Below are 17,441 nucleotides of genomic sequence, written 5' to 3' on the forward strand. Positions count from 1 at the left end.
GGCTCGCGGCGAGGCCCCGGACGCCCGGGGATTCGTCTTCCTTCCCGGAGGACGGGGGATGGCGAGAAGCGGGTTGCGCGTGGACCACGGGCGAACGGCGATAAAATTAGCCAAACCGATCAAACTACCCAAACCGGTGGCCAGGCTTCCGGGCCCAGGCCGCCGCTCGACCTGTGTGACGCCGGGGAGCGGCGCGGTGGCGAGGTCTCCTGAGGAACGCGGTGAGAAACGCGGAGTCCCGCACAGCGCTGGTGCGCGGGCCAGGTTGCTGCCCGCGCTGCCCGCCCTGCTGTTGTTCATCGGCCTGCTCATCGGCCTCTTCACGCCCCGCGCCGTCAGGCCGGACGCCTTCCTCGCCACGGCCATGGTCGCTGGCGCCGCGCTGCTGCCCCTGTGGGGAACCGTGCTCACCGCCGTGGGCGCATGCGCCATCTTCGTCGGCCTCATGGTGGACTTCGATGCGCTGCGAGATGCGACCGCCTACTCCGAGCTGGCCACCCTCGCGGTGATCGCGGCATTCGCCGTCTTCCTCAACCGCCTGCTGGGCCGACGCGCCCATCAGCTGACTCAGGTCCGCTCGGTGGCTGAGGCGGCCCAGCTGGCGGTGCTGCATCCGGTACCGCGCCACCTCGGGCACGTCACACTCGAGAGCCTCTACCTGGCCGCCGCGGCGGAGGCCCGGATCGGCGGCGACCTGTACGAGGCGATACGCACCCCGCACGGCGTACGGCTGCTCATCGGCGACGTACGCGGAAAGGGCCTGCTCGCGGTGCAGACGGCCGCGGCACTACTCAGCGCCTTCCGCGAGGCCGCCCACGACGCGCCCGACCTGCCCGACCTCGCGCACCGCCTGGAGACGAGCATGAGCCGCCGCGCCTCCCAATACCCGGGAGTCCCGGGTTCGGAGATCGCCGAACGTTTCATCACCGCACTCCTCGCCGAGATCCCGGACGACGAACCGGTCGTCCGGACCGTCACCTGCGGCCACCCGCCCCCACTGCTGCTGCACTGCGGCGGGGTCCGGACGCTACGGCCCGCCGCTCCCTCGCCGCCACTCAACCTGGGCATGCTGGTGAGCGACGGCTACCACGTCGACCTCGCACCCTTCCACCCCGGAGACCAGCTCCTGCTGTACACCGACGGGGTCACCGAGACCCGCGACCGCTCCGGCGCCTTCTACCCCCTCGCCGAACGCATCCGCTCGTGGAGCGGCGAGGCGCCCCACCAGCTCCTCGACCACCTCCATCGCGACCTGATCGCCTACAGCGGAGGCGAGCTCGACGACGACATCGCCGCCCTCGTCGCCCGGCGGCGCCCAGGCCGCTGGCCCTGAGACGGGGCTCTGACCTGCGCAGGTTCCAGGCACCGGAACCCGTTCGAGGTGCCGTCGGTTCCGAGCCGGAGGCGACAGCCGCGTTCTGCGCCCTAGGGCCTGTCCGGCGGATGATCCGCCGGACAGGCCCACCCGGACATCCCTCCAGGTACGGCCAGCGGTGCACGGCGCCGTGCACCTCGTCGAATCGCTCCTGGCAGGCGAGGCTCTCCTCCTGCGGGAGCCTCGTCAGCCGGCCCTTCGATCACCTGGCCATCCGTCTCAGCGGCCGGACACGGCGAAGCGAAGGGCCAAGGCCGGGCACTGGTTGACCGCCCGTTTGGCGGACAGCGTCAGCCAGACCGGCACGGGGCCCTCACTGACCACCGGGAAACCGTGCCGGTCGAGCGTGAACAGCTCCGGGGCGATGTCCGCGCACAGTCCGTGCCCGTCGCACAGGGCCCAGTCCACCGTCAGGTTCACCCGGCCGACCTCGCCGATGTCCCGGTCCGGGCTCCAGGGCACGGTCGGCAGCAGTGCGCGCACCCGCCGTCCGCAGCCGGCGCCCTCGGTGTGCGCGCGGACGTCCTCGGGGAAGGCGCTGAGCGCGGACCGGACGAACCCGGCGGATCCGTCGGGGTGGGCGCAGGCGCCCTGTCCCACCACTGCGGCGGCGAGCCGGCGGACCTCCTCCACCGCGCGGGCACCGCCGCCGGCGACCATCGCGCCGAAGGCCCGTGCCAACTCCGGCAGTCCGCGTCGGCAGGGACCGCACTGGCCCGCCGACTCCGCGGCCAGCCACTGGACGATCCGGTACGCCTCGCCCAGCGGGCAGGCGTCCTCGGGCAGCGGGATGACGATCCCGGCACCGAACGTTCCGCCGGACTGCCGCATGCCGGCCCGGGAGCAGGGAGCGGTCACCGCCGACTGCGTGTCCAGGAACATGCCGTGGTAGCCGCCGACCAGCACTCCTTGCCCCGGTCCGGTCCCGCAGGCGTCCAACACCGCACCGAGCGGGGTACCGGCGGGGGCCTCCACCACCACGGGCCGCCGAGCCCCCGGCCGGTTGACCGTGAGCAGCACCGTTCCGGGCTCGGCGTCGGGGCCGACGGCGCAGTACGCCTCCGCTCCGAGTCGGGCGGCGACGGCCAGTTGGGCGTACGTCTCGGCGTTGGAGAGCAGCGTCGGCAGCCCGTCGACGCCGCCGAGTCCGCCGTCGGAGGAGCGGACCTTGCGGCTCGGCGGCAGGGCGACCAGGCCGTTGACGCCGCGGATCAGCGCACCGGACTCGCCGGAGACGAAGCGGGCCGGCTGCTGCACGACCCGGATCGGCAGCCGGGAGCGGCGTTCCGCGACCGCCGCGGGCATCGAGGTGACGCCCGGGCTGCCCTCGTCCACGCCGACGGCGATGCCGTCGGCGCGCAGCGCCTCGCCGACCAGCAGCGCCCCGTCCAGGACGAGGTGCGGGGCACGGGCGAGCAGCATCCGGTCCTTGGCGCTGCCCGGCTCGCCCTCGGTGGCGTTGACCACGACGGTTGCGGGCAGACGTCGGCGCCGGGCGGAGTCGATCACCGCTTTGAGCTTTCGGGCGAAGGGGAAGGCGGCGCCGCCCTTTCCGGCCAGCGCGATCCGCTGGGCGAGGTCGACCAGCTCCGGCGCGCCGTACCGGGGCAGTGGCCCGTGGACGGCGAGATGAGCCTCGTAGCCCATCCGGATGTACTGGTCGAGCCCGGCGGTGAGCCGGGGCGGTCCCATTCGGATGACCTCCGGGACGTCCACGGTGCCGGCCGTCATCGGTTCGGCCAGGAGTCGACGACGTACCCGGAGGGTTGCGTCCGCGTGGGCTGGTACCAGTAGCCGGGGCTGGACCATGGCCCTTCCGCAGGAGGGAACTGCGGGCCGATGTCGGGGGCCTGCGGGTACCCGGGCTGGCCGGCGTACGCCTGGGGCGGGTACTCCTGGGCATACGGCTGCTGGGGGTACTCGGCCTGCTGTCGCTGCTGCTGGAACGACGTCTGCTCCACGAGGTACTGCTGACCCCCTCCGTAGAACATCGCGTTGAGTTCGCCGGTGTCCCAGGCATCCATCGTGAACTGGGCCTGCTGTTGCAGCTGTTGTTGCTGCTGCTGTTGCTGTTGCTGTTGTTGCTGGAACGCCGCCTGCTCGGCCAGGTACTGCTGACGGCCGGCGTCGAGCAGGGCGTTCAGCTCGCCGGTGTCCCAGTGCATGGCAGCCGGGTCCATGGGCACCGGGGCGGGCATGGCGGCAGCGGCTGGGTCCATGGGCACCGGGGCGGACATGGCGGCAGGCGAGGCGGGTTCCGGCGTCGCTGCCGGCCGGACGTCCGGAAGCTCCACGTCCAGGGCCAGCAGTGCGGAGGACTCGCCGAAGACGGGCAACTGGTCGCCGATTGTCGGGTGGTTCGCCTCCTCGCCAGGGCCGATCAGGTCCACGGCGATCAGGCGGCGGTTGGCGTTGACGCCGGTGGTATTGCGTCCGGCTCCGTGCAGGAACTTGATGAGCAGGACGAGCGCCACTGCGGCCATGTTGACGCCGTACGACCACACGACCCAGCCCCTGGCCGGTCGCCCGGCCTCCAGCCCGTGCGCCAGGGCGAGCGGCCACGAGACATAGGCGACCCAGTGCAGCGGTCGCCACAGCCGGGTGAGACGGGGGTTGTCGGCGAAGCGGCCGCGGAGCGCACCGGTCGCCGCGGCCAGGACCAGGAGTTCCGCGGCGACGGTGCCGACGCCGACCACGAAGCTGGTACCGGAAGCGAACGGCACCACCGCCGCCGCGGGAGCGGCATGCCCCTCGACGACCTTGTTGGCGATGTGGATCACCAGTGTCACCACAGCCGCCACGGAGAGGGCGCGGTGCAGAGCCTGGACCGCGACCCGGTGACGTGGCGTCAGCAAGCGTCGTTCGGCGGCCAGGAGTCCGAGTGTGACGCTGCCGCTGAGCGCCATCAGCGTCAGCACGCCGAAGAAGAAGTCGACGAACCGGTGCACCGCCTCCGTGCCGCTGCGGTTGTGCGCCGTCGCGGGGAGCTGGAGAGCCTGCAACACCGTGGCGACCACGGCGAGCACCACCACGACGGCGGCGACCAGGACCGGGACCGGGGGCCTCGGCAGCTCCGGTGCCGTGCCAGCGGCGGCCGCGCGAAGCCGCACCACGGTGTCCCGCGGGGACTTGCGACGTGGCCTTGTCGAATTCCTCAAGCTCTGTCCTTGTCCGATAGTGATGGTGGCCCGGCGGTCGGCGCGGACCCGGTGCACATGGGCGAGGGTTCCCCGGCGACAGACGACATCAGCCGTGTGGCGCCGGGGAGAGCGGTGGGAGACCCACCGCCTGTGTGCCGGCGCGCCTCCGCGCCCGGCGGGTGGCGCTCTACCAGTGGCCGCCGTAGACCGGGGCGGGGGCACTGCCTGCCGCGCTCGGCATGCCGGTGGGCGGGTAGGCCGGGCCGGACATCGGCATGGCGGTCGGCATGCCGCTCGAACCGGCGGGCGGCCGCCCAGAGGGCATTGCGGCCGGCCCGGTGGCGGGCTTTCCACCCGACTTCAGCGTCGGCGTTCCGACCGGCGTGGTGGCGGGCGCCCCGGTCGGCGTGCCCATGGCCCCGGACATCGGCGTGCCGGACGGCGTGTTCTCCGGCATTTCGCTCGGCACTCCGGTCGTCCTGGCATCCGACGGCGCCGTCACGGCGGAGGGCGCGGCCGTCGGGGCGGTGGGCACGCACGCCACGGCGAACAGCGAGGTCCCGACGGCGAGGAGACCGTACGACATCCGCCTGCGGACGGGTACTCGGCCGCCTCCGCCGCGGAGGCGGAGAGAAGTGGTCCGGGATGAGAGTTCCATGTTGCGGTCCCTCCGGGGTGAGCGATTCCGATGAGTGCTGTGAGTGCGGTACGGGCCGGAGCCGGACGAACCGGACCATGAGGGCGGTACCTGTCCGGCCTCGGCGGTCACCCTGCGGCGACCAGCGGATGAGCGTTCTTGTCGCTGATCTGTGCCGACGCGGTTGCCTGCTGTGCCGGGGACTGGCCGGACGCAACGGCTGCGGACCGGCTCGACGGACCGCTCTCCACCAACGCGGGTCCGGCCTGCTTGCCCGCCGCGACCGGTGCCTGGCCAGGGGGGTCGACGGCTGCCGCGCCGGACAGCGGCACCACCGTCGTCGCCGGCGTGATGCCGGCGAGGGTGCCGACGGTGCCGTGAGCCGGAGCCACCGGGCGGGTACGGAAGGCCAGCTGGTGGCTCACCGCTTCGTCGAGAGTGATCGGCCGCTTCAGCTCACTGGCCAACTCGGACGCGAGAAGCCCGAGTTCGGCGACGCGTTGCCAGTCGAGACGGACCACGAGACGCAGCTCGGCGCCTCCTTCAGGGGCGGCTGTGACAGCCGGGATGGCCATGTCGTTCACGGGCGATCCTTACGGTGGGATTGTGGCGGGGGGATGCGCGTCGGCGGATGGCCGTGGCCACCGGCCCGGCGTGTGTCGGCGTGGGCCCGTGGCCCGGCCGCCCGGCAGGCGGCGTGGCGGCGCAGACGGGTGGGGTGGGCCCGGTGCCGTGCTGCCCGTACCGGGCTCGGTGAGAGAGACCGTACGGCCTGTCGGCCCGTCGAAAACACCGTCAGCGCAGAACTTTCGACTTCCCTAAGGGAGCGCTCACTCCGGGCTCAATCGGTACCGCCGGGCCCCCGCTCAGCACCGCTTCGACGACGCTGAGCGGGAGGCCACCGGGAGCCACCGGGCCGCCGGGCGAGCGGAACCTCGTGCGTTCGTCAGCGGCGTTCGTCAGCGGCCTTCGCCGTACGCGGCTTCAAGGTCGGGCGGGGCTGTCCCGTTCGGGCCGTCCCGATCAGCGGTGGGCGGCGAGCAGTCGGTCGGCCAGCTGGTCGGACACCGGGGTGCCCAAGCCGGTGACCTGGTCGTAGCCGGTCCTGGCACGGAAGTCCTGGTTCCCGCCGGTGGTCACGTCGTGGAACGCCGACTGGCCGGCGCCGGAGTTGGCCAGCGCGTAGAGTTTCGGGTTCACCTCTCCCAGCGCTGCCCGGCCTGCTGCCTTGGCCTTCTGGTCGTACAGCGCGGTGAAGCCGGCCCATAGCGGAGCGGCCGCCGAGGTGCCGCCGATGATCTGCCAGCTGGGGCCGGCCTGACCCTGGGTGAAGATCGCGAAGCCGGTCGCCGGGTCGGCGTTGGAGGAGACGTCCGGTACGGTGCGCCTGGCGGCGTTGACACCGGTGCCGTTCTGCCAGGCCGGCTTGGCGAAGACCTTGGAGGTGCCGCCGCCTGAGGTCTTCCAGGCGGTCTCCGCGGAGTAGGTATTGCCGTTCAGCCTCAGGTTGGTGCCGCCGACGCCGGTGTTGTCCGGGCTGGAGGCCGGGAAGTCGACCGCGGCCACGCCGGGGCCGCTGGCGGAGCGGGTGCAGTCGCGCGAGCCGTCGTCGCCGGAGGCCGAGAAGATCGAGATGCCCTGGGCGGCGGCCTGCTTGAAGGAGTTGTTGACCGCGGTCATGATCGAGACGGTGGTGTCCGGCTCGCAGGAGCCCCAGGAGATCGAGATGACCGAGGCCTTGTTGTCCGCGACGATCCTGGCTGCCATGTCGACCTCGCCCTGGTCGCTGTTGGGTGCCTCGTAGACCAGTTGCTGGGCGCCGGGGGCGACGCCGCGCACGATCTCACTGTCCAGCTCGACCTCGCCCTGGCCCTCGCCGGGGTGGGCGTCGTAGTTGGCACCGTCCACCGGGACGGTTCGCACGGCCGGGCCGGACAGTCCGAACCTGCGGTCGTAGGCGGTCAGGTCGGAGGAGCGGTAGCCGTCGAACTCCCAGAGGGCGACCGTGGTGCCGGCTCCGTTCGTGCCGAGTTTGTCCAGGTTGTAGGCGCCGTCGTACTGGGCCGGGCCGTATCCGCCCGGCGTGGCGGCCGGGGTCGAGGCGTCCGGTGCGGCTATGCGGGTAGTGCGGCTGGTGTGGTCATCGAGGCCGACGACCCCCGCGACAACGTCGGCCAGGTCGGACGGCACCGACGCGGGGGTGTCGTTGGCGTGGAAGCTTCGGTGCTGCTCGCCGTCGAGGTACATGCTCTCGTGGGTCCCGAAGGCCGCGGCGATCCGGTCGGCCGTGCCGCCGATGTTGACCACCTGCCGGTTGGCACTCACCCCGGTCACGGTCAGGCCCTGGGAGGTGAGGAAACGGGTGACCCTGTCCACGTCGCCCTGGGTCGGGCCGAATTCGGCCGCGAACTGGTCGGGCGTCAGGTACTTCCCGTACAGCGGGTCACCCGGGGTGGAGACCGCGGTGAGGAACCGGTCGAGGGCGGCGGCGTTGCGCAGCTTGAGGTTGACGGAGACCGTCAACGGCTGGCCGGCAGCGACGGTGTCCTGCCGCTGGGAATGGGACACGGCCGGGGACATGGTGTCCGGCAGTGCCGTTCGGGCGGCCGCAGCCTGCGGCGTCAGCGAGGCATTGGCACTCAACGAGACGGCGGCCAGTGACACCACGGCCAGAGCAGCGGACAGGACGAACGATCGAGACTGCACAGGCTCCTCCGGAGAATGGGAACGTTCCGGGTTCGGGAACATGCGAACGAGCATTGCTGATAACCAGTTAGAGAAGACTTAGCGCAGCTTTATCGGCAAGTGATGTGAATTCGCCTTCGCCGCAGACGGATGGACTGCGAGCGGGTCAGTGAATTCAAATGATGGAACAGCCACCGGCTTTACCGCGCAGACAGTCGCTAAGCTCTGGCCGATGAGTACTCAAGCCTTTCGCGGTTCGCGGCGGCGGGTGCGCCACCGGACCGCTCGGGTGCGCCAACGTGCCGCTCGGGGGCGGGCCGAGCGGCGCAGGGTCGCCCGGCGCGCGGTGCGCCGGAAGAGACGTGCCCGCCTGTTCGAGCTGCCACTGATCACACTGGTGGCACTGGTGCTGGCCCTGTTACTGAAGACCTTCCTGACGCAGATGTTCGTGATTCCGTCAGGTTCGATGCAGAACACGCTCGACATCGGCGACCGGGTCGTGGTCGACAAGCTCAGCCCCTGGTTCGGCGACCAGCCGCACCGCGGTGACGTGGTGGTGTTCCAGGACCCCGGCGGCTGGCTGGACACAGATCGACAGAACGCCTCGGACGGCCCGGTGTTGCGCACGGTGAAGACGGCGTTCTCCTTCGTCGGCCTGTTCCCCTCGGACGACAAGCGGAACCTGATCAAGCGGGTGATCGGGGTCGGCGGCGACACCGTGGCCTGCTGCGACGATCACGGCAGGATCACCGTCAACGGCGTGGCGGTGAACGAGCCCTATCTGGCACCGGGCAATGCGCCTTCTCAACAGACCTTCGACGTCACCGTGCCCGCGGGACGGCTCTGGGTGCTGGGTGATCACCGCGAGGTGTCCGCCGACTCCCGTTTCCACATGGGGAGTCCGGGCCGAGGGACCATTCCGCTGACGAGTGTGGTGGGTCGGGCGGTCGCGATCGTCTGGCCGGTCTCGCGGATCGGAGGCCTGGACGCACCCGCTTCGCTCTCCTCGCTGCCGGCCGCGGCCGCAGGCCGGGGGCACGCTCGACCGTCTCCCGATCCCGACCACCTCCCGGTGCAGTCCCCGTCCACACCGGGCGCGTTGGGCGCGCTCGTGCTCCCGGTCAGGTGGTGGCAGGGGAGACGGAGGCATCGGCAGCGGTCCGTCAGATGAGCTGCTCCTTAGGCGACTTTTAGGGGATCTCGCTGCCGGCGCCATCGATCCCTTCCGCCTCATACGATCGAACACGCCGCTGTTCGAAGCAGGTTGAGACCCGTTCCCCGCCTGCGACCCCCGAAGCGGACTTCCGCGTGGACCCGAGTACCGGTCCGCGTGCGGCTATTCCCCAGCCTCTCATTGCGCCGTCACGGCACCCTTGCCGGAGGACCCACATGACCTCACGATCAGCTCATCACCGCTCCGCCGGCCAAAGCCGCCGGGTGACCAGGCCCGCCCTCGGCCTCGCCGCCCTACTCAGCGCGGGCGCCGCCGTCCTGGGCGTGTCCTTCGCCGCCACCACGCCGGCCGCGCCGCACGCCGACGCGGCGGCCCAGCCCAACCCGAACTGCACCATCAAGGTTCCGGCCAATCCGCTCACCGCCCAAGGCCTCGCCACGCCCTACACGTTGGAGGCGACCGCTCCGGCACAGGGAGCCTGCCACGAGTCCAACGGCAACCAGTCGGCGTTCGTCCAGGCCACCGTCCTCGATCCGGCCACCGGCGCGATATCCGTCTACAGTCCCCTGGTCATCGACAAGGGATCCGCCCCCGCCGTCGCGCCCGTCGTCCCGACGCTACCGGCCAACGCCGTGGTGGGGATCTGGTTCGGTTACAACGGCAACGTCCTGACCCTGGCCGGCCAGTCCGCCGCCGGGAAGTGCGTGGGCGGCGCCCCGGGCGGGCAGCCCTTCGGCCAGTTCGCCTACTGCAACGCGCCGGCCTTCTTCACCGCCGCCAACTCCGCGGAAGCGGCGGGCAAGCTCGCGGTGCCGCCCCTGGGCACGGCCCGCGACGGCAAACCCTGCCCGACCACCCGTGACTTCGGCGTGGTCGACCAGGACCAGAGCGACAACGTCACCACCGAGTACCTGTCCACCACCCAGGGCACGACCGCCCAGAAGACCGCGAAGAATCTCGCCACCATGGGCGGCGGGGCGGCGCGACCCACCGCACTGCTCAACGGCAGCGACAACCTCCTGCTCGACAACTTCCTGGACCCCGCCCTGGGTTGCACCCCGTGGACGGCCCCCGATCTCGCCGACCCGGGCAGCAAGGTCACCTCGCTCGCACTCAACGAACTCCAGGCCGCCAAGTTCCAGGCGGCGCCCGTCGCGCTCGTCCCGCTCAGCGACCCGATGGTCAACGAGAACAACCAGCAGAACCGGAACAAGACCAACCTCTACCGCGCGGGCGTGAACCAGCCCGCACTCGGCGCCACGGCCAACGGCGATCCGACGGCCTACTGCACCAGCCTCACCACACTCGGCGCCCAGCGCATCAACCTCGACAAACAGTTCACCGCCGCCGTCCCCTCGCCTCAGGACGGCCAGAACCTCTTCGACTTCCTCACCCAGCGCCTCGCCGCGTCCCTCACCGGCCTCGGCTGCCAGCAGCCGACGCCGACCGCGACACCGACCGCCACCGGTGCTTCCCCGTCGAGCAGGACCACGGCGACCGCGACACCGACCGCCACCGGTGCTTCCCCGTCGAGCAGGACCACGGCGACCGCGACACCGACCGCCACCGGTGCTTCCCCATCGAGCAGGACCACCCCGACCACCAAGCCCACCGACACCCCGACCGGCAAGCCGACCCCCACCCGGGCCTCCGCCACCTGTTCCCCGGCGCAGTTGCTCGGCAATCCCGGTTTCGAGACCGGCGCGGCCGCGCCCTGGACGGCCACCGACTACGTGATCTACGACTCCACGGGAATGCAGCCCCGCTCGGGCAACTGGGACGCGTGGCTCGGCGGTTACCCCTACGCCGCCACCGACACCCTGTCCCAGCAGGTGACCGTCCCGGCCGGCTGCAAGGCCAGCCTCAGCTTCTGGCTGCACGTCGCCAGCTGCAACCCGTCCACCGGCGCCGACACCCTGACCGTCAAGGCCAACTCGACCACCCTGGCCACCTACACCAACCGGGACGCGTCCGACGGCTACGTGCACAAGACCCTCGACCTCTCGGCCTTCGCAGGTCAGAAGGTGACGATCACCTTCACCGGAGTCGAGGCCACGGGCGCCGAGCAGACCAGCTTCGTGATCGACGACACCGTGCTCAACGTCTCCTGACCACGTCGGCGAGCGATCAGGGCGAACGGGCCCGCGGACGCACGCACCGGAGCACCTGCCGACCGCCGTGTCGCCCACCCCCGTCCGAACACCGCTCCCATCCGAACACCGCCCCGGCGGGCGCGGCATACAGCCGCGCCCGCCGGAACCGTCCACGACCGGTGCCAACCGATGCCGCCGCCGATGGTGTGCCGGCAGTTCCCGAGGGCGGGCCATCGTACTCCGGCACCCGCGGCCGCTCAGCCGAGACCGCTCGCTGCACCTCCGCTAAGGAAGCCCTAAGCCTCCGCTAAACTTCCCCGAATCCCGTCCGCATTACCTCGCTGACCAGCGGAAATACATGACGGGCAGGGCCGTGGCCGACCGGATGGCCCGGTGCGCCCGCATCTGCCCGCCCACCGGTTCGAAGACACTGTCAGCCGGATCGGCCCGTCGGCTACGGTGTGCGCCATGACGTCCGTTCTCGTCGTGGAAGACGACCCGGCCATCCGTGCCTCGCTGATAGAACTGCTGGCCGGCCACCAGATGGTGGTGCGCAGTTCGCCCGACGGGTTCGGCGCACTGCGCGAGGTCGCCCAGTGGCAGCCGGACGCGGTGGTGCTGGACCTCGGCCTGCCGGACCTCGACGGCGCCGACGCATTGAAGATGATCCGCGGACTCTCCCAGGTCCCCGTCCTGGTGGCAACCGCGCGGGACGACGACGCCGAGATCATCAAACTGCTCAACGCGGGTGCGGACGACTATCTGGTCAAGCCTTTCTCCGGCGGGCAGTTGCTCGCCCGACTGACCGCCGTCCTGCGTCGCTGCGCCGGTCCGGCCCGCACGCTCGCCGCTGGGGGCGGGGCCCCCGGAATGCACCACGAACCTTTGGTGCTGGGCGAGTTGCGGATCGACCCGCTCGCCCGGACGGTCCATCTCGCCGGCCGGGAGATCGGCCTGACCCGACGCGAGTTCGACCTGCTGTCGTTCCTGGCACTGAACGCCGACCGGGTGGTCTCCAAACGACAGCTGCTCGCCGAGGTGTGGCGGCAGACGTACGTGGATGAGCAGACCGTGGACGTGCACCTGTCCTGCCTGCGCCGGAAGTTGGGCGAGCGCGCCGCCCGGCCGCGCTTCCTGCACACCGTCCGGGGCGTCGGGGTGAAACTGGTGTCGCCCCGGTGAGATCCGCCCTCGCCACGGTCGCCCTCGCCGTGACGGTCATGGTCACCGTGTCGTTCCTCGTCCCGCTGGCCCTGCTCCTGCGCACCCACGTCCAGACCCAGGCGATGCTCGCCGCCGAGCAGCGCGTGGCCACCACGATGCCGCTGCTGACGCTGGTCCCGGACCAGGCCGATCTCGCCGTGGCGGTGGCCCGGGCGAACACGACGGGCCGGCTCTGCATCCATCTGCCCGACGGCAGCCGGCTGGGCACCACCCATTCCGGCACGCAGTTGCTGAACCGGGCTGTGCAGGGCAGGACCGCTCTGATCGGCGACGTTCCCGGGGGCCGGGACTACCTCCAACCCGTACTGCTCGGGCACGACCAGATCGCCGTGGTCGAGGAGTTCGTGCCGGATTCGGAGCTGAACCGCGGACTGGCCCGGGCCTGGACCATCATGGCCGTGCTCGCCACGAGCCTGGTCGTCGGATCGGTACTGGTCGCCGACCGCCTCGGCGCCCGCGTGGTACGCGCCTCCCGCAAGCTGTCCCACGCCGCAGCAGCCCTTGGCGCGGGCGACCTCGACATCCGCGTCGAACCCACCGGCCCGCCCGACCTCAGGGCGGTCGGCGACGCCTTCAACACCATGGCCGACCGGGTCAGGCAGCTGCTGGCGACGGAGCGGGAGCTGGTGGCCGACCTGTCGCACCGACTGCGCACCCCGATGACCGCACTGCGCCTCGCAGCCGAACGGATCGGCCCCACACCGGCCGCGCCCCAGCTGGCGAAGGCGGTCGAGCAACTCGAGGACGAACTGGATGCGATCATCGTCGCCGCCCGCACGCCCCTGTCCACCAGGTCCACCCGGGCCGAGTCCGGCGTCGCGCCACGCGGCACGGGCACCGGACTGCCCGGCCCGGCCTCGGGTGAGTCATGCCAGGTTTCCGAGGTCGCCGCCCACCGCGTCGGCTTCTGGGCTGTCCTCGCCGAGCAACAGGGCCGGGGCTGCACCTTCGAGGCGACGGACGAGCCGACGCCCGTTCAGCTGCCGGGCGATCACGTCGCGGCCGTGGTCGATGCCCTGGTGGGAAACGTGTTCCGGCACACCCCGGATGGCACCCGCTTCGCCGTGAGCGTACGGCGGACAGCCCAGAGCGTCGTCCTGGTGGTCGAGGACGACGGACCCGGCATCGCGGACCCGGCCGTCGCGCTCTCCCGAGGAGCCAGCGGCGCCGGATCGACCGGCCTCGGCCTGGACATCGCGCGCAGCGCGGCCGAGTCCACCCGCGGCCGCCTCCGCATCGGGCCCGGCCCGCTGGGCGGAGCACGGGTGGAGGTGGACCTCGCGCTGGCGGCCCAGGACCGGCGGCCCCTCAGCCGCCCCTGGCGCAACCGCCGGCGGGGAGCACAGAAGCCGCGCGGCCGACACGGCTGACGGACCGGGGCACAGCGAGGTTCGACTCCATTCCGCACGCAGCTCGAACAGAGCCCTGAAAGAACCCGTTGCTGACGGAACGTCTCACAGATAATTCGTGCACTGACACCTCATCACCTTTTGCTGACCGCTACCAGCTGGTAAATTCCCCCTCCCGCCAAGGTCGCCACCGGTGGACCTCGGCGGCGCCGGGTCCGGAGATCCCCTCGGGGAACGCCCGCCATTGAATCCACTGGTCACGGCGCCGCGCGGGGTGCCTCACCCACGGCATCCTCCGGCCGGCCCGCAGTGCCCGGCCCCGCACGCGCGCCGGGCCGAGCGGCGACTGTCCGACCACTTGCCTTCCCACCGGCATGCTCAGGAGTGAAGATGCCACATTCGGGGACCGCGACGATCCCGGAAGCCGACTCCGCACACCGGCTCCCGGGCAACCGCCGGCCGGACGAACCCAGCGCCACCCAGCCGACGAACCGCCACCAGCAGGCCGTGTCGGCGTACGCCAACACGTGCTGCGCCGACAGCCGCGCCGCGCAGGAGCTCGCGAACGAGGCGTGGCAGCGCACCGTGGACGCCTGCGGCCCCGGCGGCCACCCGGGCCCGAGCCGCCTGCACCTTCTGGCCGAGGTGACCAGGACTGCGGCCGAGTGGGCGGATACGGGACGCGGATCGGCTCTGAGCCCGGCCTTCACCGCCTGGCTCGCGGGCCTTCCCCGGCCTGGCGACGGAGACGCGTCGGCGCGTGCGGCGCTCACCGTCGCGGAAGCGGACTCGCTCATCCTGAGCGCGTTCGAGAGCCTGCCCGCGGCACGGCAGGAGGATCTGTGGCAGCGCCTCGATGACACGGCCGGGTCGCCGGCCCGTACGCCGCGGGCCGAGAGCCCTGCCGAGCGCCGCCTTCAGGACGCCTGTCTCCGGACGTACGCCTCCCGCGCGCCCCGGCGCTCCTGCCGACACCTGGCCGCACGACTCGTCGACCACGTCCGGCACGCCACCAGCGGCGAACCCACCGACCTCGACCGCCACCTCGCCAGGTGCGAGAGCTGCCGAAGTGCCCGGGCGGACCTGGACACCGTCCGAACCTGGCAGCGGCCCGCCCTGCTCAAGGCACTGGTGCTGTGGGACGCGGGATCACCGCCATCGGCCATGGCCCCCGCACCCGGGCAGGAGCCCCAGGACGCGGCGCCCAGCAATCCGCAATCCGACGATCCCGACCCCGGCGCCCACGACAGGAGCCGGCGTCTGCCCCGAGCGGCACGCACCGACGGCCGAACCGGCCGGCGCCTGCTCATGCCCCTCGCCGCGGCAGGCGCCGGTGCCCTGGCCGCACTCGCCATCGCCGGCCTGCTCCTCACCACAGTGGAGCGGACCGGAGAACACCCGCAGCCGGTCGACGCCCCGACCCTGCCCATTCCCGGCAGGCCGCTGCCGACCAACGGCTCCGACGACGCGCCCCCGGAAATCGGCCCGGCCGCGATGTCCTCCCTTCCGCCCACCGCCTCCGCTTCCGCCTCCTCCGCGACTCCCCCCGGCACCTCCCCATCGCCCACCCGATCGGTGACCGCCCCGCCCACCAACACCACCCCCTCACCCACGCAACCGGTCGCCGCGGGGCTTCCGCTCGTCAACCACGGCTCGGAGCTCTGCGTCGGCCTCGCGACCGCCGCACAGGCCGCCGCACAGACCGCCGGCCCGCTTCAGCTCCAGCCATGCAACGGCCAGGCCACCCAGCGCTGGCAGCGGCTACCGGCCGGACAGGACACCTACCAGCTGCGCAACGCCGGCACCGGGACATGTCTCGACGGCACCACCACGGGCGGAAACAGTGTCACCGTCACCCTCACGGCCTGCCGATCCGATACAGCCGAGCAACTCTGGCGATTCGCTCCGGACGCCCGGACAGCCGCATTCCGCCTCCTGTTCATTCCACCGGTCCCCTCCAGCGACTATCCCGCGCACCTCCTGGGCCCCCAAGACTGGACGAAGGCGAATCCACCGCACCCGGGATCACTTCTGACGCACCTGCCGAACTACTACAACTCCGACAGCTTCCTCTTCACCATGGGCTGACCAGGGACCCGGACACCGGCACCGCGCGCCGCGGCACGGTGTCCAACCGCGAACCGCAGCTGCGCGCCGCCTTCGACAAGCTCACCACCAGCGACGTCGTAGCCGGAGTCCATGACGACCGGCATCTCGTCGGCTGGGAGACCCACCGGCGGCGGCCGTTCTCCCGCACTTCCTTACCGGACATCTCGAAGCGTGGAGAACGGCCGCGTCGCTTGTCCCCGGTTCCCGGGGATCTCAGCAGGTCGAGTGACCGGCGAGGTTGAACAACAAGCTCAGAAGTGGTTGCCGAAGGCCGACGGGATCTGGCTGGGCATGGTGGTCGGCGTTCCGCTGGCTGTCTGACCGGGCGTGGCGATCGGCTTTCCGCCAGCCGTGGGGCCGGGCATGGCGGTCGGCGTTCCACCGGCTGTCGGGCTGGGGGCCGGCGCGAGGACCTGACGGCAGCCGAGGTCGGTGAAGGAGTCGGCCAACCGCTGGTTCAGGAAGTCGAACAGCGTGCGTCCGGGCTGCGGCGAGGCGGCCTTGCCGGTGAACTCCCTGTCCCTCAGAAGCCGTTGGGTGTCCACGGTGGCGAGGGCCTGACAGTAGGTGCGAAGATCGGCGGTGGTGGCGTGATCGGCCGGCGGCGGGTTGCCGTCAGCGGGGAACTGCCGGGTCCGGTCCTTGCCTCCCCCGGGCGGCGGGCCGGTGGGGCTTCCGGTGAGCGGGGCCAGGCCCACGGGGGATGCCTTGAAGTTGGCCACCTGGAGCTCGTTCAGGGCGAGCGAGGTGGCCCTCCTGCCAGGGTCTGCCAGGTCGGGAGCCGTCCACGGGGTGCAGCCGAGCGCCGGGTCGATGAAGTTCGTGAGCAGCAGGTTGTCGCTGCCGGTGGGCGGCGCGACGGCGCTGCGGGCCACGGTCGAGCCGGTCAGCCGGCCGGTGGTGGCGGCGGTCCGCTGTGCTGTCGCACCGCGTGCGGTGATCAGGTACTCGGTGGTCACGTTGCCGTCGTGGTCCTGCCCGACGATGCCCAGGTCGCGGGTGGTCGGGCAGGGGCGGCCGTCACGGGCCATGCCCAGCGGCGGCACGACGAGCCGACCGGAGCTCTGCGCGGACCACGCAGAACTGAAGAACTCGGCGGCATTGCAGGAGGCGAACTGGCCGAACGGCTGCATCGGCGATCGGCCTACGCACTTCCCGGCGGCGGCATGGCCGGCCAGGGTGAGGGTGTTGCCGTCGAAGCTGAACCAGATGCCGACGACAGCGTGTTCGGGCAGCTTGGGCAGAACCGGGGCGACGGCGGGCTCACTGCCCTTGTCGGTCACCAACGGGTTGTAGACGAAGACCGTTCCGGTGTCCGGGTCGAGCACGGTGGCCTGCACGAAGGCCGCCTGGTGCGAGTTGCTCTCGCGGCAAGGGCCCTTGGCGGGGTCGGTGGCTGTCAGGACATAGGGAGTGGCCAGCCCGCGGGCGGTGAGTGGTGCCTCGGGCACGGTGAGCGTGCAGTCCGGGTCGGAGGGGGCGGGCGGGGCAGCGACGGGGACGGTGTCGGCGAAGGAGACGCTCAGCAAGGACGCGCCGACCGCGAGCAGCCCACCGAGGGTCAGGCTGAGCGTGGCCACCCGGTCTCTGGTGACCCGGGACTGGTGTCTGTTCAGTGTTCTGCGCACATTGATCCTTTTGTCGTCGGACGTCGA

General features: G+C 71.6%; 12 protein-coding genes. 6 read left to right on the forward strand and 6 right to left on the reverse strand.

All coding sequences use genetic code 11. From position 1 onward, the window contains the following. Positions 1-196 precede the first annotated feature (196 nt). Positions 197-1,333 carry a PP2C family protein-serine/threonine phosphatase gene (locus ACH4E7_RS28370; protein WP_396251893.1) on the forward strand — a complete coding sequence of 379 codons (1,137 nt, stop codon included), beginning with the start codon at positions 197-199 and terminating at the stop codon, positions 1,331-1,333. A gap of 261 nt (positions 1,334-1,594) precedes the next feature. Here the strand turns inward: ACH4E7_RS28370 and ACH4E7_RS28375 are convergent, their stop codons facing one another. The 5 genes from ACH4E7_RS28375 to ACH4E7_RS28395 all read right to left on the reverse strand — a co-directional run bounded on the left by ACH4E7_RS28375 (position 1,595) and on the right by ACH4E7_RS28395 (position 7,858). Next, the gene (locus ACH4E7_RS28375; RefSeq protein ID WP_396251894.1) at positions 1,595-3,106 is read right to left on the reverse strand and encodes an NADH-ubiquinone oxidoreductase-F iron-sulfur binding region domain-containing protein; all 1,512 of its coding nucleotides are present in this window, start codon (positions 3,104-3,106) and stop codon (positions 1,595-1,597) included. Then, the gene (locus ACH4E7_RS28380) at positions 3,103-4,533 is read right to left on the reverse strand and encodes a hypothetical protein (protein ID WP_396251895.1); all 1,431 of its coding nucleotides are present in this window, start codon (positions 4,531-4,533) and stop codon (positions 3,103-3,105) included. Before ACH4E7_RS28380 ends, ACH4E7_RS28375 begins: the two co-directional genes overlap by 4 nt. 169 nt (positions 4,534-4,702) lie before the next feature. After that, positions 4,703-5,101, reverse strand: coding sequence for a hypothetical protein (locus ACH4E7_RS28385; protein ID WP_396251896.1), 399 nt, complete (start codon positions 5,099-5,101; stop codon positions 4,703-4,705). A gap of 179 nt (positions 5,102-5,280) precedes the next feature. After that, positions 5,281-5,736, reverse strand: a complete 456-nt coding sequence (locus tag ACH4E7_RS28390; protein WP_396251897.1) for a hypothetical protein — start codon at positions 5,734-5,736, stop codon at positions 5,281-5,283. Between the two features lie 439 nt (positions 5,737-6,175). Beyond that, a complete protein-coding gene (locus ACH4E7_RS28395; protein ID WP_396251898.1) occupies positions 6,176-7,858 on the reverse strand; it encodes a protease pro-enzyme activation domain-containing protein in 1,683 nt (560 codons plus the stop codon). A gap of 211 nt (positions 7,859-8,069) precedes the next feature. Here ACH4E7_RS28395 and lepB point away from each other — a divergent pair, with 211 nt between their 5' ends. From lepB to ACH4E7_RS28420, 5 genes are all read left to right on the forward strand, one after another. Beyond that, on the forward strand, positions 8,070-9,008 hold the full coding sequence (gene lepB / locus ACH4E7_RS28400) for a signal peptidase I (protein WP_396251899.1): 939 nt from the start codon (positions 8,070-8,072) through the stop codon (positions 9,006-9,008). A gap of 266 nt (positions 9,009-9,274) precedes the next feature. Next, positions 9,275-11,122 carry a hypothetical protein gene (locus ACH4E7_RS28405; protein WP_396251900.1) on the forward strand — a complete coding sequence of 616 codons (1,848 nt, stop codon included), beginning with the start codon at positions 9,275-9,277 and terminating at the stop codon, positions 11,120-11,122. 450 nt (positions 11,123-11,572) lie between these two features. Further along, positions 11,573-12,286: a response regulator transcription factor gene (locus ACH4E7_RS28410; protein WP_396251901.1), complete on the forward strand. Its 714-nt coding sequence runs from the start codon at positions 11,573-11,575 to the stop codon at positions 12,284-12,286. Continuing rightward, positions 12,283-13,698 (forward strand): sensor histidine kinase, encoded by a 1,416-nt coding sequence (locus ACH4E7_RS28415; protein WP_396251902.1) that lies wholly within the window; start codon positions 12,283-12,285, stop codon positions 13,696-13,698. The genes ACH4E7_RS28410 and ACH4E7_RS28415 overlap by 4 nt, the downstream gene beginning before the upstream one ends. Before the next feature lie 369 nt (positions 13,699-14,067). Continuing rightward, the gene (locus ACH4E7_RS28420; RefSeq protein ID WP_396251903.1) at positions 14,068-15,765 is read left to right on the forward strand and encodes an RICIN domain-containing protein; all 1,698 of its coding nucleotides are present in this window, start codon (positions 14,068-14,070) and stop codon (positions 15,763-15,765) included. A 272-nt stretch (positions 15,766-16,037) separates the two neighbouring features. Here ACH4E7_RS28420 and ACH4E7_RS28425 read toward each other — a convergent pair whose 3' ends face one another. Next, a complete protein-coding gene (locus tag ACH4E7_RS28425; protein ID WP_396251904.1) occupies positions 16,038-17,366 on the reverse strand; it encodes a hypothetical protein in 1,329 nt (442 codons plus the stop codon). Positions 17,367-17,441: the final 75 nt, after the last annotated feature.

It is taken from the genome of Kitasatospora sp. NPDC018058, from assembly GCF_044327205.1.
Classification (GTDB): domain Bacteria; phylum Actinomycetota; class Actinomycetes; order Streptomycetales; family Streptomycetaceae; genus Kitasatospora.

Excerpts from the sequence above, each read along its gene's own strand:
- ACH4E7_RS28420 (WP_396251903.1), top strand. The coding sequence starts at position 14,068 with ATGCCACATTCGGGGACCGCGACGATCCCGGAAGCCGACTCCGCACAC.
- ACH4E7_RS28375 (WP_396251894.1), bottom strand. The coding sequence starts at position 3,106 with ATGACGGCCGGCACCGTGGACGTCCCGGAGGTCATCCGAATGGGACCG.
- ACH4E7_RS28385 (WP_396251896.1), bottom strand. The coding sequence starts at position 5,101 with ATGTCGTACGGTCTCCTCGCCGTCGGGACCTCGCTGTTCGCCGTGGCG.
- lepB (WP_396251899.1), top strand. The coding sequence starts at position 8,070 with ATGAGTACTCAAGCCTTTCGCGGTTCGCGGCGGCGGGTGCGCCACCGG.
- ACH4E7_RS28410 (WP_396251901.1), top strand. The coding sequence starts at position 11,573 with ATGACGTCCGTTCTCGTCGTGGAAGACGACCCGGCCATCCGTGCCTCG.